14 protein-coding genes and 1 pseudogene are annotated in these 21,545 nt (G+C 75.3%); 8 read left to right on the top strand and 7 right to left on the bottom strand.

All coding sequences use genetic code 11. The features are described from left to right. Nucleotides 1-27 precede the first annotated feature (27 nt). Nucleotides 28-285: pseudogene (locus ABT084_RS07470) on the top strand (glycosyl hydrolase family 28-related protein); the annotation flags it as partial. Here ABT084_RS07470 and ABT084_RS07465 read toward each other — a convergent pair. Continuing rightward, nucleotides 274-1,788, bottom strand: a complete 1,515-nt coding sequence (locus tag ABT084_RS07465) for an MFS transporter (protein ID WP_351039079.1) — start codon at nt 1,786-1,788, stop codon at nt 274-276. The pseudogene ABT084_RS07470 and the gene ABT084_RS07465 sit on opposite strands and share 12 nt — an antisense overlap. A 172-nt stretch (nt 1,789-1,960) precedes the next feature. On the opposite strand from ABT084_RS07465, the gene ABT084_RS07460 reads away from it, so the two are divergent. After that, nucleotides 1,961-5,515, top strand: coding sequence for a S8 family serine peptidase (locus tag ABT084_RS07460; RefSeq protein WP_351039076.1), 3,555 nt, complete (start codon nt 1,961-1,963; stop codon nt 5,513-5,515). 156 nt (nt 5,516-5,671) lie between these two features. Next, a complete protein-coding gene (locus ABT084_RS07455) occupies nt 5,672-6,451 on the top strand; it encodes a serine hydrolase (protein WP_351039073.1) in 780 nt (259 codons plus the stop codon). A gap of 60 nt (nt 6,452-6,511) precedes the next feature. Here the strand turns inward: ABT084_RS07455 and ABT084_RS07450 are convergent, their stop codons facing one another. Next, nucleotides 6,512-7,912: a GntP family permease gene (locus tag ABT084_RS07450; RefSeq protein WP_351039070.1), complete on the bottom strand. Its 1,401-nt coding sequence runs from the start codon at nt 7,910-7,912 to the stop codon at nt 6,512-6,514. 12 nt (nt 7,913-7,924) lie between these two features. Beyond that, a complete protein-coding gene (locus tag ABT084_RS07445; protein ID WP_351039294.1) occupies nt 7,925-8,476 on the bottom strand; it encodes a gluconokinase in 552 nt (183 codons plus the stop codon). A gap of 161 nt (nt 8,477-8,637) precedes the next feature. On the opposite strand from ABT084_RS07445, the gene ABT084_RS07440 reads away from it, so the two are divergent. The 3 genes from ABT084_RS07440 to ABT084_RS07430 all read left to right on the top strand — a co-directional run bounded on the left by ABT084_RS07440 (nt 8,638) and on the right by ABT084_RS07430 (nt 12,613). Beyond that, nucleotides 8,638-9,348 carry a FadR/GntR family transcriptional regulator gene (locus ABT084_RS07440; RefSeq protein WP_351039067.1) on the top strand — a complete coding sequence of 237 codons (711 nt, stop codon included), beginning with the start codon at nt 8,638-8,640 and terminating at the stop codon, nt 9,346-9,348. Between the two features lie 89 nt (nt 9,349-9,437). Further along, entirely contained in the window at nt 9,438-11,756 is a 2,319-nt protein-coding gene (locus tag ABT084_RS07435; protein ID WP_351039065.1) for an ATP-binding protein, read from the top strand. 209 nt (nt 11,757-11,965) lie between these two features. After that, nucleotides 11,966-12,613: a hypothetical protein gene (locus ABT084_RS07430; RefSeq protein WP_351039062.1), complete on the top strand. Its 648-nt coding sequence runs from the start codon at nt 11,966-11,968 to the stop codon at nt 12,611-12,613. A gap of 10 nt (nt 12,614-12,623) precedes the next feature. On the opposite strand, the gene ABT084_RS07425 is transcribed toward ABT084_RS07430, so the two are convergent. Then, nucleotides 12,624-14,546, bottom strand: a complete 1,923-nt coding sequence (locus ABT084_RS07425; RefSeq protein WP_351039060.1) for an ABC transporter ATP-binding protein — start codon at nt 14,544-14,546, stop codon at nt 12,624-12,626. Between the two features lie 180 nt (nt 14,547-14,726). Here ABT084_RS07425 and ABT084_RS07420 point away from each other — a divergent pair, with 180 nt between their 5' ends. Further along, nucleotides 14,727-16,853, top strand: a complete 2,127-nt coding sequence (locus ABT084_RS07420; RefSeq protein WP_351039057.1) for an AMP-binding protein — start codon at nt 14,727-14,729, stop codon at nt 16,851-16,853. A gap of 9 nt (nt 16,854-16,862) precedes the next feature. On the opposite strand, the gene ABT084_RS07415 is transcribed toward ABT084_RS07420, so the two are convergent. Beyond that, nucleotides 16,863-18,641 carry a GNAT family N-acetyltransferase gene (locus ABT084_RS07415; protein ID WP_351039054.1) on the bottom strand — a complete coding sequence of 593 codons (1,779 nt, stop codon included), beginning with the start codon at nt 18,639-18,641 and terminating at the stop codon, nt 16,863-16,865. A 103-nt stretch (nt 18,642-18,744) separates the two neighbouring features. Here ABT084_RS07415 and ABT084_RS07410 point away from each other — a divergent pair, with 103 nt between their 5' ends. Next, entirely contained in the window at nt 18,745-19,167 is a 423-nt protein-coding gene (locus ABT084_RS07410) for a DUF350 domain-containing protein (RefSeq protein WP_351039052.1), read from the top strand. Between the two features lie 46 nt (nt 19,168-19,213). On the opposite strand, the gene ABT084_RS07405 is transcribed toward ABT084_RS07410, so the two are convergent. Both ABT084_RS07405 and ABT084_RS07400 read right to left on the bottom strand, forming a co-directional pair. Further along, nucleotides 19,214-20,443 carry an acyltransferase family protein gene (locus ABT084_RS07405; RefSeq protein ID WP_351039050.1) on the bottom strand — a complete coding sequence of 410 codons (1,230 nt, stop codon included), beginning with the start codon at nt 20,441-20,443 and terminating at the stop codon, nt 19,214-19,216. Continuing rightward, nucleotides 20,440-21,507, bottom strand: a complete 1,068-nt coding sequence (locus ABT084_RS07400; protein WP_351039047.1) for an alpha/beta hydrolase — start codon at nt 21,505-21,507, stop codon at nt 20,440-20,442. The genes ABT084_RS07405 and ABT084_RS07400 overlap by 4 nt, the downstream gene beginning before the upstream one ends. Nucleotides 21,508-21,545: the final 38 nt, after the last annotated feature.

The raw sequence follows: 21,545 nt of genomic DNA, 5'->3' as shown, positions 1-21,545 counted from the left end.
TCGCAGTACTCCTGGCTCTACAACCCCTCGGTGCTCAGCGCCCGCGCGGCGGGCTCCGCGACCTTCGAGAATGTCGACGCGCGCAACGTCGGCGCCGTCGGCGTCAACAACTGCGGCTCCTTCCACTTCCCCGCCACCGGATCGGAGTTCTCCCTGACCGACCTCGGGGGCAACGACGGCGGGGGCGCCACCGGCCCCTGGCTCGCGCCCTGGGAGCTGCCCAACACGATCACCTGCGACGACCGCCCGCCGGTCGTGGTCCCGCCCGCCCCGTCAGGCTGGTGAGTCCGGCCGCCGGGCCGCCTGGGGAGGCTCGAGCGGCGGTGCGGTCACCGCGCACTGCGTGTGGCACTGCGGCCGGGCCGACCCGGGCGCGGGGGAGCGTACGGTCGCCCACGCCACCAGGGCGCCGAGCACCAGCACCCCCGCGCACCAGGGCATCGCCCGGCCGAAGGCGGCGTCGAACTGCCCGGCCGAGCGGTAGGAGTCCGGCCCCATCCCGGCCAGCAGCGGCAGCGCGGCCACGGCGAGCAGGCCGGCCGCCCGGGCCGCCGCGTTGTTGATCCCGCTGGCCAGGCCCGCGCGGCCCGGGTCCACTGAGGCCAGTACGGTCGCGGTCAGGGGGGCCACCAGGGTGACCATGCCCGCCCCGAGCACCAGCAGCGCGGGGAGCACGTCCGCCACGTACGAGGCCCCCGGGCCCACCCGCAGCATCAGCAGCATCCCCGTGGCGCACAGCAGCGGCCCCACGGTCAGCGGGATCCGCGGCCCGATCCGCTCGCCCAGCTCCCCGGAACGGGCCGACAGCAGCAGCATCAGCGCGGTCGTCGGCAGCAGCGCGGCCCCGGCGGCCAGCGCCGAGTACCCGGCGACCACCTGGAGCTGGAGCACGGAGAGGAAGAAGAAACCGCCGAAGGCCGCGTAGACGCACAGGGTCACCAGATTGACGGCGGTGAACTGGCGCGAGGCGAAGATGTCCGGCGGCACCATCGGATCCGCCCGCCGCCGCTCCAGCACGACGAAGGCCACGGCCAGCGCCCCCCCGGCGATCGCGGCCGCCACCACCAGGGCCGAGCCCGTCCGGGCCTCGATCAGCGCGTACGTCACCAGGGCGAGCGCGGCCGCGCCCAGCACCGCCCCGGCGACGTCGAACCGCCCGTGCGCCCGCGGATCCCTGGACTCCGGTACGTGCCGCAGCGCGACCGGCACGCAGAACGCGGCCACCGGCACGTTCAGCAGGAACACCCAGCGCCAGCCCGGCCCGTCCACCAGCCAGCCGCCGACGAAGGGCCCCACGGCCGCGCCCACCCCGCCGAACCCGGACCACAGGCCGACGGCCCGGGCCCGGTCCGCGGGGTGCAGCGAGCCCTGGATCAGCGCGAGCGAGCCGGGGGCGAGCAGCGCTCCGCCGACGCCCTGGAGCGCGCGGGCCGCGATCAGGATCCCCGCGTTCGGGGCGATCCCGCACAGCAGCGAGCCGAGGGCGAACCACGTCACGCCGAGCACGAAGATCCGCCGCCGCCCGTAGCGGTCGCCCAGCGCCCCGCCGACCAGGATCAGCCCGGCGAGCGTGAGCAGGTAGGCGTTGACCGTCCACTGGAGCACGGCCAGATCCGCGCCGAGGTCCTGCCCGATCCGGGGCAGGGCGACATTGACGACGGTCGAGTCCAGCAGCGCCATGGAGGAGCCGAGCACCGTGGCGAGCAGGATCCACCGCCCGCGCGCGGAGGCGAGGCGCACGTTCGGGCCGGGGGAGCCGTTCGGGTCGGGAGCGCCGGGCGAGTCCATGCCTCCCAGGCTGACGCGCCCCGGCCCTACGGGCCACCCGGCGCACCGGAGCGGCGCAAAACGCTCCCTTGTAATGGACATGGCGACAGGATCACCATGACCCGCGCACGTCACGCACGTCCTTCCCGCACACCCTGCACACACCTGCACACGTCGTACGAGGAGACCCCACGTGGCACAGCCGAACAGGCCCTTACGCGCGGTACTCGCCGCGCTCACCTCGCTCCTGCTCCTTCCACTGGGCGCGGGCGTCGCGGCCGCCGCCCCCGAGCCCGGCCCGTCCAGGAGCGCCGCCGAGCAGAAGATCGAGGCCACGCTCCGCACCCGGCTCGACGGCGGCAAGGCCGCCTTCTGGGTCTACCTCGACAGCGCCGCCGATCTGACGGCAGCCGGGAAGGCGCCCTCCCGGACCGGCAAGGCCGAGGCGGTGCTCAAGGCCAAGAAGGACCACGCCGCCCGCACCCAGGCCGCACTGCTGAAGGCCCTCGACGGAGCCGGGGCCGAGTACACCTCGTACTGGATCGTGAACGCCGTCCGCGTCGTCGGCGGCGAGAAGCTCGCGGGCACCCTCGCCCAGCGCCCCGAGGTCTCCCGGATCGACGCCGACGACGCGGTCGGCCTCCCCAAGCCCGCCGAGGGCAAGCGGGAGAAGACCGCCGCTGACGCCGTCGAGTGGAACATCGACCGGATCAAGGCCCCCCAGGTCTGGGACCAGCTCGGCGTGCGCGGCGAGGGCATCGTCATCGCGAACATCGACAGCGGCGTGGACTACACGCATCCCGCCGTGGCCAACCAGTACCGCGGGCGCGCCGCCGACGGCAGCTACGACCACAACTACAACTGGTACGACCCCGCCGGGGTCTGCGCCACCGCGGCCCCCTGCGACAACAACGACCACGGCACCCACACGATGGGCACCATGGTCGGCGACGACGGCGGCGCCAACAGGATCGGCGTGGCACCCGGCGCCCGGTGGATCGCCGCCAAGGGCTGCGAGACCAACTCCTGCTCCGAGGCCTCCCTCCTCGCCTCCGGCCAGTGGGTGGTGGCCCCGACCGACCTGAACGGGCGGAACCCGCGGCCCGACCTCGCCCCGGACATCGTGAACAACTCGTGGGGCAGCGCGGTGCACGACGACTGGTACCAGCAGATCGTCGACACCTGGCGCGCGGCGGGCATCTTCCCCGCCTTCTCCAACGGGAACTCCGGGCCCGGCTGCGCCACCAGCGGCTCGCCCGGTGACTACGCCCACTCCTACAGCTCCGGCGCCTTCGACATCGACAACGCCATCGCGTCGTTCTCCTCGCGCGGCGCCGGTCCCGGCGGCATCACCAAGCCCGACCTCTCCGCCCCCGGCGTCAACGTCCGCTCCTCGGTCCCCGGCGGCGCCTACGAATCCTTCTCCGGCACCTCCATGGCCTCCCCGCACACCGCGGCCACCGTCGCCCTGATGTGGTCCGCCGCGCCCGCCCTCGAAGGCGACGTCGCGCGGACCGAGGCCCTGCTCGACGGCGCCGCACAGGACACCGGCGACACCAGCTGCGGCGGCAGCGCCGCCGACAACAACGTCTTCGGCGAGGGCCGGCTCGACGCCCTCGCCGCCGTCCGGGCCGCCCCGCGCGGCGCGGTCGGCGCGCTGGCGGGCACCGTTCGCACCGACGGCGGCCCCGTCGCGGGCGTCACGGTCACCGCGCACGGCCCGATCGACCGTACGGCGACCACCGCGGCCGACGGCACCTACCGCTTCGCCTCGCTGAGCGTCGGCGACTACGCCCTGACCGCCGCGAAGTTCGGCTTCGGCCGGGCCACGGCCACCGCGCAGGTCACCGAGAGCGCCACCGTCACCAGCGACTTCACCCTCAGCCGGGCCCCCTCCGGCACGCTCACCGGTACGGTCGCCTCCGCGGCCGGACCCGCCGCGGGCGCCGTCGTCACCATCGCCGACACCCCGGTGACCGCGACCGCCGACGACCAGGGCCGCTTCCAGGTCACCCTGCCGCACGGTACGTACGACGTGAGCGCGGCCCACTCCTCGCGCTGCCTCACCGGGGGCACCAGCCGGGTCACCGTCGCCGGTGACACCACGGTGACGGTCAACCTCCCCGACCGCACCGACACCTACGGCTACGCCTGCACCGCCGCGAACGGGCGCCCGTTTGCCGCCGGGGACCACCAGCTCGCGCTGACCGGGGACAACACCACCGAGCGCGTCGACCTGCCCTTCGCGCTCCCGCTGTACGGGAAGACGTACGGGCAGGTCTGGATCGGCACCAACGGAACCGTCAGCTTCGGCGGCAACAACACCGGGGACATCAACGGCGACATCCCGAGCGCCGGCACGCCGAACGCGGCCCTCTACCCCTTCTGGGACGACCTGGTCGTCGGCGCGGCGGGCACCGGCTCGGGCGTCTTCACCGGGGTCACCGGCGCCGCTCCGCACCGCGCGTACGTCATCGAGTGGCGCGACGTCGCCCACTGGTCGGCGCAGGGCGAGAAGTTCTCGTTCTCGGCGGCGATCGGTGAGGACGGCCAGGTGACCTACTCCTACAAGAACACCGGCGGCGCCGGGATCAAGGGCGGCTCCAGCGCCACCATCGGCGTGGAGAACGCGACGGGCACGGACGCCTTCCGGTACTCCTACAACACGGCGGTCCTCACCGACGGTCTCTCCGTCGCGTTCCGCACCACCAAGAGCGGCGTGGTGGCCGGCCGGGTGCGCGACGCCAACGACGGCAACGCGGTCGCGGGCGCCACCGTGACCGTCGGCTCCGGCGCCACGGCCGTCACCGCGACCACCGGGGCGGACGGCGGGTACGTCGTCCAGAGTCCCTCCGGCGCCGCCGACGTCACGCTGACGGCCCCGTCGTACGAGGGCGCGCGGGCGACCGTGGACGTCAAGGCCGCCGATGTCACCCTGCTGGACCGTTCCCTGCGCACCGCCCGCGTCACCCCGGCCAAGGCCGCCGTCGAGGTCGTGGTCCCGCCGGACCAGCAGCGGACCCGCGCCCTCGACCTGACCAACCCGGGCCTGGGCACCGCCTTCACGGTGACCGAGGACGCGCCCTGGCTGACCGCCACGCCCGCCACCGGCGACCTGCCGACCGGGGCGACGGCGCGGCTGACCCTCGCCGTCGACACGACGGGCCTGGCCCCGGGCACGGTGCTGAGCGCCGACCTGAAGATCGGCTCGGCCAGCGGCCGCACCCCGGTGCTGACCGTCCCGGTCAAGGTGATCGTGCCGCGCTACCAGGCGGCCGTGGACGCGGGCTCCGACCGCACCGCCACCGACACGCTCGGCGACACCTGGTCCCCGGACCGGAAGTACACCGCCGGGTCCTACGGCTACCAGGGCGCCTCGACGGTCAAGTCCACCGGCCGCGCCATCCTCGGCACGGAGGACCAGCGGCTGTTCCGGAGCGCCCGCGAGGGCATGTACGAGTACCGCTTCGACCAGGTGCCCAACGGCACCTACACGGTGGAACTCGGCTTCGCCGAGCTCTCCTCCACCAAGCCGGACAAGCGCGTCTTCGACGTCTTGGCCGAGGGCGTCCAGGTGCTGCCCTCGCTCGACATCGCCCTGGAGGCGGGCACCTACACGGCGCTGACCAGGACGTACACGGTCACCGTCACCGACGGAGCGCTGAACATCCGCTTCGTCACGCACAGCGGCTTCGGCAAGCCGCTGCTGAACACCCTGCGGGTGACCGACCGCCCCGACAAGGGCTGAGCCCGGCGGCGGGGCGGGGTGCCCGGCACCCCGCCCCGCCGGTACGCGCATTCGGGTGGCTCGCGCGGACGCCGGGGCGGCGCGCCCGTACCGCGACCCGGCTGTGGCTAACGTGACCGGATCGCCGCCGTCCAGGACCGGAAAGCCGGGAAGCCGATGAGTCCGACGCCGTTGACGCCGCAGTCCGACCAGCACGCCGAGCAGCCCGAACACGCCGAGCGGCCGCGGCCCCGCGTGGAGGAGCTCCGGGCGGCCGCCGAGGCCGGCGCGGGACCCGGCGCAGTGTGGGCGATCGGCGACCGGGACGGCACCCTCGCGGGCTCCGGCCCGCCGCAGACCCCCTTCGAGGCCGACGGCCTCGGCCCCGTCCTCGCCCTCTGGCCGGTCATCGGCACCCTGGTGGCCGAGGGCGCCCTGAGCCTGCACACCCCGCTCAGCGGCTACTGCGACGAGGCCACCGGCGGGGCCACCGCGCACCACCTGCTCACCCACGCGGCGGACCACGGCTCCTGCGCCACGCTCGGCGGCATCGCCGAACACCTCACCGGCCACCTGCTCGCCGACCTGGCGGCCACCCGCGTCTGGCACCCGCTCGGCATGCTCCGGACCGCCCTCACCGGTTCCGGGCGGGTGCACTCGACCGTCGAGGACCTCAGCCGCTTCCTGCGCCACCTGCTCGCGGGACCGGACCAGCCGCTCACCCGGGCCTGGATCGCCGAATCCCTGCGGATCCGCACCGGGGAGATCACCCCCGCCCGCGGGCTGCTGTGGCATCCGGCGCCCGGCACCGACCGCAGACAGGACACCTGGACCCACCACGGCCCGGGCGGCGCCGACCTGTGGGTCTCCCCGCGCCAGGACCGCTGGGCGCTCCTGCTCGCGCCCACCGCGGACGCCCCGGTCCGGGCCGCCTTCCGCGCGGCGGCCTTCGCCTGAGGGGCCGCCGGGGGTGGTCGCGGGGCGGGATCGGGGCGGCTACAGGACCAGCGACAGCGGCTAGAGGACCAGCGACAGCAGCAGGACGAACCCCAGGCCGACCACCGAGATGATGGTCTCCATCACCGACCAGGTCTTGACGGTCTGCCCGACGGTCATCCCGAAGTACTCCTTCACCAGCCAGAACCCGGCGTCGTTGACGTGACTGAAGAAGAGCGAGCCCGCGCCGATCGCCAGGACCAGCAGCGCGGTCTCGGTGGTGGACATCCCGGCGGCGAGGGGGGCGACCAGACCGGCCGCCGAGATCGTGGCGACGGTGGCCGAGCCCGTCGCCAGCCGGATGGCGACCGCGATCAGCCAGGCCAGCAGCAGGGCCGGGATCGACCAGCTCTTGGACAGGTCCAGGATCATCTGGCCCACGCCCGCGTCGATCAGCGTCTGCTTGAAGCCGCCGCCCGCGCCCACGATGAGCAGGATGCCCGCGATCGGTGCCAGGGACTTCTCCACCGTCACCGACAGCCGGGCCCGGGTGAAGCCCGCCGCGCGGCCCAGCGTGAACATGCCCACGAGGACGGCCGAGAGCAGGGCGATCAGCGGCGAACCGACGATGTCGGTGACCTTCTGCACCCCGTTGGCCTTGTCGTCGACCACGATGTCGACGAGCGCCTTCACCAGCATCAGGACCACCGGCAGCAGCACCGTGGCCACGGTCGCGCCGAAGCGCGGACGGTGCTCGCGGTCCGCGGGAGCCTCGGACGGCGCGGTGGTGAGGTGTGCGGGCGCCTGGATGTCCACCCACCGGGCGGCGTACCGGGAGAACAGCGGCCCCGCGATGATCACGGTCGGGATCGCGACGACCACCCCGAGCGCGAGGGTGACGCCGAGGTTGGCGTGCAGCGCGTCGATCGCGACCAGCGGGCCGGGGTGCGGCGGGATCAGACCGTGCATCACGGAGAGACCGGCCAGCGCCGGGATGCCGATCCGCATCAGCGAGTAGTTGCCCCGCTTGGCCACCAGCAGCACGACCGGGATCAGCAGCACGATGCCGACCTCGAAGAACAGCGGCAGCCCGATCACGGACGCGATCAGCACCATGGCCCAGGGCATGGCCCGCCCCTTGGCCCGGGCGAGGATCGTGTCCACGATCTCGTCCGCGCCGCCGGAGTCGGCGAGCAGCTTGCCGAGGATGGCGCCGAGCGCGATCAGGACGCCGACCCCCGCCACCGTGGAGCCGAGGCCCGCGGTGAAGCTGGTGATCGTCTTGTCGAGCGGCGCGCCAGCGAAGACCCCGAGGGCCAGGGACCCGATGGTCAGCGCGAGGAAGGCGTGCATCTTGAGGCGGGTGATGAGCAGGATGATGAGGGCGATGCCCGCGAGGACGGCGATGCCCAGCTGTGCGTTGCCCGCCGAGGTGATCGGGGCGGCGGCCGCTGCCAGCGTCTCGGCGCTGAGACGGGTCACGGTGACGGTTCCTTAGCTTTCGAGGCGGGTGGTGGGGGCGGCGGACCATGGGCCGGGAAGCCCGATCGGCCGGAGGGCGGACAGCGCCCGGGCGGTGATCTCCTCGGGGGAGCCGGACACGTCGACGGCGACGCCCGGTTCGTCCTCCTGGAGCGGTTCGAGCGCGGCGAACTGCGAGTCGAGCAGCGTGGTGGGCATGAAATGCCCGGTCCGGGCGGCCATCCGGCGTTCGATCAGCGGCCGCTTGCCGGTGAGGTGGACGAAGACCGCGCCGGGCGCGGCGGCGCGCAGCCGGTCGCGGTACGCACGCTTGAGCGAGGAGGCCGAGACCACCCCGCCCCGGTCGCCGCGGCAGCGGGCCCATTCGCCGATGGCGTCGAGCCACGGCCACCGGTCGGTGTCGTCCAGCGGGACACCGGACGCCATCTTCGCGACGTTGGCCGCCGGGTGGAAGGCGTCGCCTTCCGCGTAGGGGAGGGCGAGCGCGGTGGCGAGCAGCTGCCCCACGGTCGTCTTCCCCGTGCCTGCCACACCCATCACCACGATGACGCGCGCGGTGCTCACTCCGTAGCCCATGGGGGTACCTCGCTGTTCTCGGCGATGTCCTCATCGACATCTGGCACCACTGAAACCTATTAAGTAGTACTTATTCAAGGGTTCATCGGTAAAACATCACATCTTTTCCCGACCGTCGGCCTCCCGCGCCCACCCCGTACGCTTGCGCCATGACAACCGAGGGCGGTCCCGTGCGGGGACTCCACGCACATGTGCTCGACGCCCTCGGCCTCGCCATCACCGCGGGCGAGCACCCGCCGGGCAGCGTGCTGCGCACCGACGAGGTGGCCCAGGAGTTCGGCGCCTCCCGCACGGTGGTCCGCGAGGCCGTCCGGGTGCTGGAAGCCATGGCGCTCGTCGAATCCCGCCGCCGGGTCGGCGTCACCGTGCGTCCGGCCGAGGAGTGGAACGTCTACGACCCGCGGGTGATCCGCTGGCGCCTGGCCGGTGCCGACCGGCCCCGCCAGCTGCGCTCCCTGACCGTGCTGCGCTCGGCGATCGAACCCGTGGCGGCCGGTCTCGCCGCCGTCCGTGCCACCCCCGAGCAGTGCGCGGCCCTCACCGAAGCCGCCCTCGGCATGGTGCGCACCTCGCGCGGTCACCAGCTGGAGGGCTACCTCCACCACGACGTGGCCTTCCACCGGACGGTGCTCGACGCCTCCGGCAACGAGATGTTCGCGCGCCTGGGCGATGTCGTCGCCGAGGTGCTGACCGGCCGTACCCAGCACGCGGTCATGTTCCACGACCCCGATCCGGCCGCCGTCACCCTGCACGTGCGGGTGGCCGAGGCGGTACGGGAAGGGGACGCGGCCCGCGCCGAGGCGCTGACCCGGGAGATCGCCGCGGGGGCCCTGGAGGAGCTGGACGTGCTCGCCCCGTAGGCGGCGGGCCCCCGGGCCCGCCACGCCGGTGGCGGGCCGCCGGGCCGCGACCGGCCGCGGGGGCCCCTCCGGTGGGCCACACTGTCCCCGTGCTGGCACAAGCCGATGGGCCCGAGGGCGGGCCCGCGTCCTTCGTCGGGCGCCACAGTGAACTGGCCGCGCTCGACCACGCGTTGGGTGCCCACCGACTGGTCACCCTGACCGGGCCGGGCGGGGTCGGCAAGAGCCGCCTGGCCCGGCAGGCCCTGACCCGCCGTGCGCGGGACGCCACGGCCGGAGCGGCCGAGGCGCCCGCGGCCGGTCCCCGGCCGGGGGAACCGCCCGAGCCCCCGGCCGCCACCCGGCCCGACGCGCCACCCGATCCGCCGCTCGGCGGCGGCGGCGGTCGCCAGGAGTTCCCCGACGGGATCCACTGGGCCGACCTGTCGCCCATCCCCGACGCCCGGCTGCTCGCCGACACCGTCGCCGAGGCGCTCGGCCTCGCCGACCACACGTCCCGGTCCCTCGTGGACGCCGTGGGGGAGTGGATCGGTGAACGCCGCCTGCTGCTCGTCCTCGACTGCTGCGAGCACCTCGTCCCCGCGGTGCGCACCCTCGCCCGCGAGTTCCTCGCCGCCGCCCCGCACCTCGTGCTGCTGCTCACCAGCCGCCAGCCCCTCGGGCTCCCGGGGGAGCACGTCATGGAGATCGGCCCGCTCCCGCACGCGGCGGGGGCCGGGGACGCGCTCGTCCTCTTCCGCGCCCGGGCCGCCGAGGCCGCGCCCCGCACGCCCACCCCGTGGTCCGAGGAGCGGCTCGCCGCCGCCCGGTTCATCTGCGGACGCCTCCAGGGGATCCCCCTCGCGCTGGAACTCGCCGCCGCCCAGTTGACGGACCACACCGTCGAGGAACTCGCCGACCGGCTGGCCCGCCGGATCGGCGCGCTGGCCACCGGCCGGCCCGTCCAGCCGCCGCGCCACCGCGCGCTGCGCACCGCCATCGGCTGGAGCCACGAGTGGTGCGAGCCGCGCGAACGCCTGCTCTGGCTGCGCCTGTCCGTCTTCGGCGGCCCCTTCGACGAGGCGGCGGCCCGCGCCGTCTGCTCCGCGGCCCCGCTCGCCGAGGCGGACGTACCGCCGCTGCTGGCCGCCCTCGTCGCCAAGTCCGTCGTCCGGCGCGGCGGCGACGGCTCGTACCGCATGCTCGACACCATCCGCGAGTACGGCGCGATGTGGCTCGTGGAGATCGGCGAACGGGACGTCCTGCGGGCCCGGCACGCCGCCCACTTCCTCGCGCTGGTGCGCCGGGCCGAGCGGGAGTGGCTCGGCCCCGGGCAGCGCGCCGGATACCGGCGGATCGGCGCGGCGCACGGAGACGTGTGCGCGGCCCTGGACTTCTACCTGGCCACCGATCCCGCCCGGGCGCTCGACATGGCGGGCCGGCTCGGCTTCTTCTGGGCCTGCTGCGGCTACCTGCACGCCGCCCGCGCCTACCTGGAGCGGGCCCTGACCGCCGCGCCCCCCGAGGGGGTCACCCGCGCGGTGCGGGCGCGCGCCCTGTGGGCCCTCGGGGTCACCCTGCTGCTTCAGGGGGAGAAGGACCCCGCGCACCAACTCGCCGTCGGCTGCGAGGCCCTGGCGATGACCCCGGGCCCCGCCGGTCTCCCCGATCCCGAGGGCGGCGCGTACGGAGCCGCGCGCGACGGCGGCGCAACCGGCCGGCACGGCGATCCCGACGCCGACCCGGACGAGGACCCGGACGAGGACCCGAGCGGGGGTCCGCAGGGCGATCCGCGGCTCGCCCTGGACGCCGCCTACCTGCTCGGCCTGAGCCACCTCCTGGCCGGCCGGCCGCTCGCGGCGCGCATCGTGGCCGAGAACGCCCTCGACGTGGCCCCCGGCACCCCCTTCGACTCACCGGCCCGGCTGCGCTGCCACCTCGTACGCGTCTTCGCCCTCACCGGCATGGGCCTGTTCACCGACGCCCGCGCCGAGGCCGAGCTGCTGCGCTCCGGCTGCGCCGCCCGCGAGGAGCACTGGACACGGGCCTACGCCCACTACCAGCTCTCCCTGATCTCCCTGCTGGAGAGCCGCCCGGCCGAATCCGCCGCGCACGCCCGCGCGATGCTGGAGAGCAAGCGCGAACTGGGCGACAGCTTCGGGACCGCCCTCGGCCTGGACCTGCTCGCCGCCGCCCGCGCCGCCCAGGGCGACGGCCTCGGCGCCGCCCGCGCCTACGGAACGGGCCACGCCTACTGGCAGGCGGTCGGACACCCGCAGCGCGGCACACCCGAACTGCGGGCCGTGCGCGAGGAGTACGAGCGCACCGCGCGCGGGGCCCTGGGCGACCGGGCGTACGAGGCGGCCTTCCTGGAAGGGGTCCGGCACGGGCACGCCCTGCGGGCCCGTCCGCACCAGGGCGAGCCATGAGCCACAGGTGGCCGGGACGTGGCGCGCGGGCGGCTTGTCGGGGTGCGCGTGCGGTGCGATCCTTCCGCCATGTCGCTCACTCCACCGCCCGGTCGTGGGGCGGTCCGTGGGGGAGCGAGGGACGAGCGGCGGGCCGGGACGGTCCGGCCGCGCGAGCCGGTACGGCCCCGCCGCGGTCGGGGACCAACGATCAGTGAACGGATGTCCACGTGACGAACCCCTATACGCGGCTGGCCGTCGCGGCCGCCGAATGGGATGACCTCCATCCCCGCCTCGCCCCGCCGGCCCTGCGTCAACTCGCCCTGCTCCTGGCCTCCTTACGGCTGGCCACCGGCGAAGTCGCCGAACGCGCCGCGCTGTTGGCCGCCCGGCTGCTGGGCGAGCAGCTGCCCGACCGGTTCCCGGGCGAGAGCCGGCTCGCCCCGGCCGCCTCCGCCCCCGCCGCCCGCCACCTCGGATTCAGCGCGGAGGACCTGGCCGTCCTCGTCCTGGACGGGCACCGCATGGTCGGGCCGGTGCTGGGCGAGGTGCGCGACCGGCTGCTCGCCGAGCCGTCCATCGGCGACGCGGAGGCGCTGGAGGGCGGCTGCGACCCCTACGCGCCCGGCCTCATCCGGCTGCGCGCGGCGGGCGGGTTCGTCCGGCTGCCGGTCTTCCAGTTCGCCGCCGACGGGCAGCCCGTCCCCGTCGTCCGCGAGGTGAACCGGCTGCTGGACGCGGACCACGACCCCTGGGGCGCGGCCGACTGGTGGCTCGCGCCGAACGCCTGGCTGGACGAGGTCCCCGTACGGCTGCTCGGCACCCCCGGCGAGCAACAGCTCGCCGTGGCGGCCGGGTTGCCGTCCGCGGAGGCGTAGGCCGTGGCGCTCACGCGCCCGTGACGGCCTTGCCCGCGGGGGTGTTCGCGGCGGTGCCCGCGGCGGTGGTGTCCGCCGCCGCGAACTGGGTCCGGTACAGCTCCTCGTACCGGCCGCCCACGGCCAGCAGCTCGGCATGCGTGCCGCGTTCCACGATCCGGCCCTCCTCGACCACCAGGATCAGGTCGGCCGCCTGCACGGTCGACAGCCGGTGCGCGATCACCACGGCCGTCCGCCCCGCGAGTGCCTCGCCGAGCGCCTCCTGCACGGCCGCCTCGGACGTGGAGTCCAGGTGGGCGGTGGCCTCGTCGAGGATCACCACGCGCTGGCGGGCCAGCAGCAGCCGGGCGATGGTCAGCCGCTGGCGTTCGCCGCCGGAGAGCCGGTAGCCGCGCTCGCCGACCACCGTGTCCAGCCCGTCCGGCAGCGAGGCGACCAGCCCGTCCAGCCGCGAGCGGCGCAGGGCCTCCCAGACGTCCTCCTCGGTGGCGTCCGGCCGGGCCAGCAGCAGGTTCGCGCGGACCGACTCGTGGAACAGGTGCCCGTCCTGGGTGACCATGCCGAGCGTGTCACGGATCGAATCGGCGGTCAGGTCGCGCACGTCGACCCCGTTCAGCCGGACCGCGCCCGCGTCGGCGTCGTACAGCCGGGGCAGGAGCTGCGCGATCGTGGACTTGCCGGCGCCCGACGAACCCACCAGTGCGATCATCTGCCCCGCCTCGGCGCGGAACGACACCTCGTGCAGCACCTGCGTACCGCCCCGGGTGTCCAGCGTCGCCACCTCCTCCAGCGAGGCGAGCGAGACCTTGTCGGCGGACGGGTAGCCGAAGGAGACCCCGTCGAACTCCACCGTCACCGGGCCCTCCGGCACCCGGCGGGCGTCCGGCTTCTCGGCGATCAGCGGCTCGAGGTCGAGGATCTCGAAGACCCGCTCGAAGCTGACGAGCGCGCTCATCACCTCGACCCGCGCCCCGGCGAGTGAGGTCAGCGGCGCGTACAGCCGGGTCAGCAGCAGGGCCAGCGCCACCACGGAACCGGCGTCCAGGGTGCCGCGCAGCGCGTAGTACCCGCCGAGACCGTAGACCAGGGCCAGCGCGAGCGCCGAGACCAGGGTGAGGGCGGTGATGAAGGCGGACTGGGCGACGGCGGTACGGATCCCGATGTCCCGGACCCGGGCCGCGCGGGCCGCGAACTCGGCCGACTCGTCGGAGGGCCGCCCGAACAGCTTGACCAGCGTCGCGCCCGGCGCGGAGAACCGCTCGGTCATCTGGGTGCCCATGGATGCGTTCAGGGCCGCCGCCTCGCGCTGCATCCGCGCCATGCGGGCGCCCGTACGCCGGGCCGGGATCACGAAGATCGGCAGCAGCACCAGCGCGAGCAGGGTGATCTGCCAGGAGATGCTCAGCATCACGGCCAGCGTCAGCAGCAGGGTCACCGTATTGCCGACCACCCCGGACAGGGTGTTGCTGAACGCCCGCTGGGCGCCGATGACGTCGTTGTTGAGGCGGCTGACCAGGGCTCCGGTCCGGGTCCGGGTGAAGAAGGCGACCGGCATCCGCTGCACGTGGTCGAAGACCGCCGTGCGCAGATCGAGGATCAGCCCCTCGCCCAGGGTGGCCGAGAGCCTCCGGGTGAACAGGCCCAGACCCGCCTCCACCACCGCGATCAGCGCGATGAGCAGGGCGAGCCGGGTGACCGTACCGCTGTCCCGGCCGCCGACGATCGCCTCGACGACGCGGCTGGCGAGCACCGGGGTGGCGACCGCGAGGAGTGCGGTGACGATGCTCAGCAGGAGGAAGAGCAGCAGCCCGCGGCGGTGCGGGCGGGCGAAGGCGACGACCCGGCGCAGGCTCTCGCGGGTGGGGGCCCGGCGTTCCTGCTGGGCGTTGAGCGCGTTGTGCAGCGAGGACCAGGCGGTCATTTCCATAGACATGGAAGGAACGTTAAGACCTCAATCAAACTTGAGGTCAAGGGGTGGTGGAGTTCGGCGTTCGTTCGAGGCGTTTCGCACCCTTCGCCCCTCTTTCTCTCGCCGTTCCCTTTCCTCCCGGACGGCCGTGCGGCCGTGCGCGGACCCTCGTACGCCGTCGGTGCCCGATGGCATCATCGGGACATGAATCGGGAACCCGCTGACAGCGTGCTCCACCGCTTCCGCCACTGGGCGTCGCTGACCCCGGACGCGCCGGCCGTCGTCTGCGGACCGGCCGTCCTCGACTACCGGACCCTGGACGAGCGCTCCAGCCGCCTGGCGGCCCACCTGCTCGCCGCCGGCCTCCCGCCCGGGGAGACCGTCGCCATCGGCACCGCCCACCCGGCCGAAGCCGTGACCGCGCTGCTCGCCGTACTCAAGGCAGGCGGAGCCTACACGCTCCTCGACCCCGAAGCCCCCGGCGCGGCGCGGCGCCACCTGGCGCAGGCCGCGCCGTTCGCCCTGCTCACCCACAGCGAGCTGCGGGCCCGGTTCGACGAGGGGACCGGCCCGCACGTCATCTGCCTCGACACCGAGGCCGGGCGGATCGCCGCTCGGCCCGCCGGGCCGGAGCGGTCGCCCGACCCCGCCCCCGGCGACCGGGCCGCGGTCGTCTTCACCGCGGGCGCGCGACCGCGCCCGGTCGCCCTCGGCCACGCCCGGCTGCTCGCCGCCCACGACGGCTGGGCCGAGATCGCCGGGCTGACCCCCGAGGACCGGCACCTGATCACCGCCCGCCCCGACCTCACCGGCTTCGCCACCGGCTGGACCCGGGCCCTGTGCACCGGCGGCTCCCTCGTCCTGCCGCCGGGCCCGGCCTGGAGCCACGAGGAGCTGCGCGCCGTGATCCGCGCCGAGCGGGTCTCCGTCGTCCACACCGACCCCTGGACCGCGCCCCGGCTGCTCACGGCCGGGGGCGCGCCCGCCGCCCGCCGCGGGCCCGGCCCCGACTTCGACCCCGACACCTGGTCCGTACGGCTGGTCACGGTCACCGGAGACCGCCTCTACCTGGACGAACAGGCCGCACTCCACGCCCTGTTGCGGCCGGGTGCCCGCGTGGTCAATGTCTACGGGCTGACCGAGACGGCCGGCGCGGGGACGTGGTTCGAACTGTCTCGGCTGCCGCGGCCGGTGGCGCGGCCCGAGGGCGTCAGCCTGCTCGGCGCCCCCTTCCCGGGCTGCCGGGTGGAGCGGGCCGGGGGCGAGATCCGGCTCACCCCGCCGGACGGCGGCGAGCCCCTCGTGACCGGGGACCTGGCCCGCGAACGCGGGGACGGGCTGCTGGAGTTCGCGGGCCGCATCCGGGACCTGATCCCGGTCGGCCGCGACACCCTCGACCCCTACCCGATCGAGTCCGCCATCCGCCGCCACCCGGGGATCGGCGGGGTGCTGGTGCGCGGCATACCCGACGGCCCGGTGAAGGTCCGCCTCGTCGCGTACGTCGCCCCGCCCGGCCCCGGCTCGCCCGCGGGCACCGGTGACTCCGTGCCCGCGCCCGCGGCCGAATCCGGGTCCGGTTCCGCGGGATCCGCGGACCGGGCCGGCGCCGGTCCGTTCGCGGAGGCGTCCGCCGACGCGTCCGCCGAGGCGCGGCTGCCGGGCGCCGCCGCGCTGGGCCGGTTCCTCTCCTCCCGTCTGCCCGCGGAGGAGATACCGGGGACGGTGGTCAGGCTGCGCTCCCTGCCGCGCGACCGGGCCGGCCGGGAGGACCGCGAAGCCCTCCCGCTGCCCGTCACCCCGGCCCCCGCGCGGGCCGCCCGCGGCACGGGCAAGTACACGGCCTCCGGCGGCTCCGGCGGTGAAGTGCCCCTCTCCTGCGGGGTCGGCTGCGGGGCCCTCCTGATCGGCATGCTCGCCCTGTCCCTCACGGGCGTCCTGTGGCCCGGCTCGACCGACCTCACCGGCGTCCCCGACGGTTACGCGGACCTCTTCACGGGGCTGTACGTCTGCGAGTGGCTGTCCTTCGGCCTCGGGGTGATGGTCCTGCTCGGCGGCCGTCCCCGGATGCTCCGTCAGGGCCGCGGGCGCGCCCTCACCACGGCCGCGCACCTGGCCCTCGTCTACCTGCTGGTGTCCTGGTGGCCGCAGGACAACTTCTACCGGCTCGCCGCCAAGCGGGACTGGCCCCGCCAGGCCGCCCTCGTCTACGCCTTCAACATCCCGCTGATGATCGCCGCCGCGGTCCTCGCCGTCTACGCCACCCGGACCCCGCCCGCCCCCGCCCCCTCCGACTCCGCCGCCGCCGACCGGGACCCCCGCGCGCGGGGGTGAGGGGAAGGCCTAGGGGGTGTCGAACATCGCCCCGACCCCGGCCGCCTCCGCCCGGACCAGCGCCTCGGCCGCGTCCACCGCTGCCCGGGTGTGCGCGGCCACCAGGACCCCCAGCCAGGGGGAGGGGTCGAAGGCGGCCGTCGGGATGGCCGGGACGAAGACGGCGCCGAGGGCCGCGCAGCCGCGGGTCAGCGCGGCGCACAGCTCCCCGGCCAGGGCCTCCGGCAGCCGCGCCCCCAGCTCCACCCGGTCCACGATCCGTACCAGGTGGTCCCCGCCGCGCAGTTCGTCGAGCCGGGCCTTGACGACGAAGGCCGCCGAGGGCCCCGTCAGCCGCAGGTTCGTCTCGGTCGGCGCGATCCGGCCCTCCCCGGCGGCCACGAAGTCCACGTCGAACCAGCCCCTGTAGCCCGCCCCCGCCAGCTCGCGGCCCACCGCCTCCCCGAAGGCCGACAGCGGCTGCTCCGCCCAGTCCGGCACCACCCCCGGCCCGACCGTGGCCCCCCGGTAACCGGTGCCCGCCACGTCCATCACCGCCCCGCCCACCTCGTGGACCCGGCCCGCCGCGTCCACGAAGGCGTCGTACGTCAGATCGCGCACCGCCCCGCCCGGATCGTGCGCGAACTCCTCGGCCAGCAACGGCCCGCGCGGCAGCCCGCGCAGCGCCGCCAGCACCCCGCCCGCCGCCCGTACGTCCCCGGGCGTGAGCACCCGCGTACCCGAACCACCCACCCCGTGCGCGGACTTGAGCACCGTGCCCCGACCGGCCCGGGCCCGCGCCGCCACCAGCCGGGCCGCCGCCAGGCGCCCCGCCACCCGCCACTGCCGGGGCACCGCCACACCGGGGTGGCCACCCGCCTGCGCGATCCGGGTGAACAGCGCGTGCGAGGCCGCCTTGGACTCGTACCGCAGCACTTCCGGCCGCCACGGCCCGCGCCCCGCCAGCCGGGCGAAGTCCGCGCTCTGCCCCCACGGCAGCAGCGCCGCCTCCGACCCGGTCAGCCGGGCGGCCAGCGCGGACCGCGCCCGTACGGCTGCCGAAAGACCGGTACGGTCCGGCGCCAGCCCGTCGTGGACCTCCACCCCCGCCCAGTCCAGCTGCCGCCCGACCAGCTCCACCCACCAGACGGGCACCGGCAGCGGCAGCACCAGCGCGGCGGGCCGGGGACCGTAGAAGGCGGCCAGCGCCGCGTAGTGGTGCGCCGCGAGCTGCTCCCCGTCCAGGGAGGCGTCGCCGAACTGCGCGTTGTACTCGGCGACGTTCCCCACGTGTACCGCCGAGCGGCCCCCGGTCCAGGCCGCCACCCAGGGCGGCGCTCCGCCGAGCCGCACCTCGAACCGCACCAGCCCCGGCGGCGGATCGGCGTCGGGGCGGGGCAGCGCCCCCATCGCGCGGTAGAACCCGGCCGCGTGCGGGTCGGCGTCGATCAGCAGCGTGTGGCAGCCCAGCTCCCGGGCCCGGCGCACCGCGTCCCGGTACAGCAGCCGCCCCACGCCCCGGCCGATCGCCTCCGGTTCCACGAACAGCAGACCCAACGCCGCGACGGGGGAGCGCCCTTCGAGCGAGGCCACGCCCAGCACGGCCCGGCCGGGCCCCTCCGCCTCGGCCACCACCACACGGCGCGCGCCGATCTCCCCGGCCCGAATCCGCATCTGCGGCGCGCAGGCGGCCAGGAACTCCTCGTCGTACCCCCAGTACGCCTTCGAGCGCAGGACCAGCGCGCCGAGCGCCGCCGCCTCGCCCGGCCGCGCGGCCCGTATCCGCGCCGGAACCGGTACCCGAGCCATCCCCGCCTCCCCATCCCGGCCAGGACAGCCGTGCGATAGGTTTCCCTTTCCCCACGCGGCACCTCGCATCCCCTTTCCACCCACGCGGAGACAGGCCCTTCTCATGAGCGACATCGTCAACGGCCTCGGCCGCACCAGCGCCTTCGGCGCCCTCGGCCTCGTGCTGCTGATCCTCGGCATCGTCCTCGTGGACGTCCTGACGCCCGGTGCGCTGCGCAAGCAGATCTGGGAGGAGCGCAACCGCAACGCGGCCCTGCAGCTCAGCTCCGCGCTGCTCGGCGTCGGCGGGATCGTGTTCACCTCGATCTGGACCACCTACGACGACTTCGGCAAGGGCCTGCTGAACACCGCGGCCTTCGGCGTGCTGGGCCTGATCCTCATGGGGCTGGCCTTCCTGGTCCTCGACCTGTTCACCCCCGGCAAGCTCGGCGCGATCGTGGTCGACCCGCAGCCGCACCCGGCCGTCTGGGTCACCGCCTCCTGCAACCTCGCGGTCGCGGCCGTCGTGGCGGCCTCGATCTCCTGAACCCCGGCCCGCCCGCCCCCCCCTGACTCGGCGGACGCGGGCAGGGCTACGCGAGACCGAGGGCGAAGACGGCGAACCCCGCCGACAGCAGCCCCGCCGCCGTGCGCCGCGCCACCGTCGTCCTGGTCCACGGGGCCTCGAACCGCCTCGTGTACCGGGCGATCAGGACGAGCAGGGCCGCGAACACCGGCATCCAGGCCAGGCGTTGCACGATCCACAGCAGCGAGTCCGGGGCCGTGGTCAGCCCCGGGATTGCGCCCAGGGCCGCCGCGGGCACGGCCGCCGCGAGCATCGCGCTCTGGTGCCAGCACAGGACGGTCATCGCGCACAGGTTGACGACGACCACCGGAGCCCACAGGGCCGGGCGGGCCAGCAGCCGCGCGAGCCGGTCGCGGACCAGGATCGCCGCCCCCGACTGCGCCGCGGCCAGCGCCAGGACCAGCAGCGACGGCGGGTGCGAGTTGGTGCGGGCCGCACCCGGTACGCCGACCATCGACGCCGGGTAGTGGAACACCACCAGCAGGGCCGCGAACAGCGCCGTCCCGCCCGCGCACAGCAGCCAGGCCCCGCGCCGCCCGATCCGGCCCTCGCCCCACGAGACGCCGAGCTGATAGGCGAACAGCCAGCCCGGCAGGATGTTCACCAGCGCCAGCCAGGACGGCACGGCGTCCGCGAACGGCCCGTACCGCAGGAAGTCCACCAGGGCGACGGACGCGAGCAGCGGCGCCGCCGCCCAGCCGCCGAGCCGCCGCGCGGCGCGCACGCAGTACGGCGTCAGGGCGGTCACCGCCGCGTACACCCCGACGAACCACAGCGGCTGGACCACCAGCGTCGCCCCGGTCCGCAGGGTCGTCAGGGGCACCCCCGCCGTGTACAGCAGCGGGGCCGCCACCGCCCACACGGCGGTGACGCCCAGCACCGGGCGCCCCAGCCGGGCGAGCCGGCCCCGCAGCCAGGCACCCGCGGAGCCCTTGCGGCGGTGGTAGGAGAGCACCGAGGCGTAGCCGCCGACCAGGAAGAAGATGCCGAGCATCTGGAGCACCCAACTGGCGGGCGCGAGCGAGGCGAAGGAGGACAGCGGGCTCGCGTTGTGCAGCGCGCCCGCGCCGTCCAGCGTGAACCCGCCCAGCAGCCAGTGCCCGGTGGGGACGGCCAGCAGCGCGAGGGCGCGCAGCGCGTCGATCGCGCGGTCGCGGTGGGCGGGGGTGTCCCGCTCGATCCGCCCGGCCGTCCGCCGCAGCGCACCGAGCGCGGGAGCGATCACGCCGGTGCTCATCGGGCCGCTCCCGTCGCGATCGCGGCGAAGGCCGCCAGGGACTGGGTGCCGGGTACGAAGTAGCCGGTGTGGCCCTCGGCGTCGGCGGCGGGGACCCGGCGGGCGCCGAATCCGGCCGACGTGGGGTCGGCGCCGTGCCCGAGCCCGGCGAACTCGACGTTCGGTACGTCGTCGATCCAGTCGGAGGGGCCCTTGGCGGCCCACACCCGGGCCCGGGTGCGCAGCCCCGCCACATTGTCCGCGCGCATGCCGGGGGAGCCGAGCACCACGATGTCCCTGGCATCCGCGTACCGGGCGGCGAGCCCGCACACCACCGAGCCGTAGCTGTGGCAGAACAGCGCGGGATCCGCCGCGCCCACCGCGTCGAGCCCGGAGAGGAACCGGGTCAGCCGGGCCGCCCCGGACTCCGCGAGATGCCCCTGGGCCGCGTCCAGCCCCACCCCGACCGGGGTGGTGTAGCCCGTCCAGGCCACCACGGCGGTGGTGTCGCCGGTGGAGGCGCGCAGCGCCCTCGCCATCCCGCCCGGCCCGCTGTACGGCGCGCGCTTGCGGTCGTACGTACTCGCGTCGTTGTCGGAACCCGGCACGACCACGGCCACGTGTTCCGCGTGCGTCAGGTCGCCGAAGACCTCGGCGACCTGGCCGCGCCCGCGCGGGTCGAAGGCGAGGATCTGCCGGCCCGCCCCGGCGAGGGAGAGGTACCGGGCCTCACCGGAGGCCAGGATCGCGATCCGGTTGGCCAGATACCTGAGGGCTACGGGTACCCCGTCCAGATTGCCGGCGACCAGGGGGTGACGGCGTACCAGCGCCCGCGCCTCGTCCGGATCCAGGGCGGCGAAGAACCGCGCCACCTCGCGCGGACCGGCGCTCTCCGGGTCGGGCAGCCCCCGCACCGGCCGTACGCCCGCACCGGCCGCGGGGCCGGGCTCCGCCCGCCAGGCGGCGGTGCCCGGGAGCGGTCCGGTCACCGCCCGCTGCGTATCGGCGGACGCCCATCCGGCGGTCCCCGTGATCACGGTCACCGTCAGCACGGCGGCGACCAGCGTCCTCCCCAAGCGGCGCATGCCCCTTCACCTCTCCTCGTCTCGAGGAGGAAGGTAGG

It is taken from the genome of Streptomyces sp. NPDC002138, from assembly GCF_040296485.1.
In the GTDB taxonomy this organism is placed as follows: Bacteria; Actinomycetota; Actinomycetes; order Streptomycetales; family Streptomycetaceae; genus Streptomyces.
Note: the sequence above shows the minus strand (reverse complement) of the source record. Positions and strands in the feature narration are given on the sequence as shown.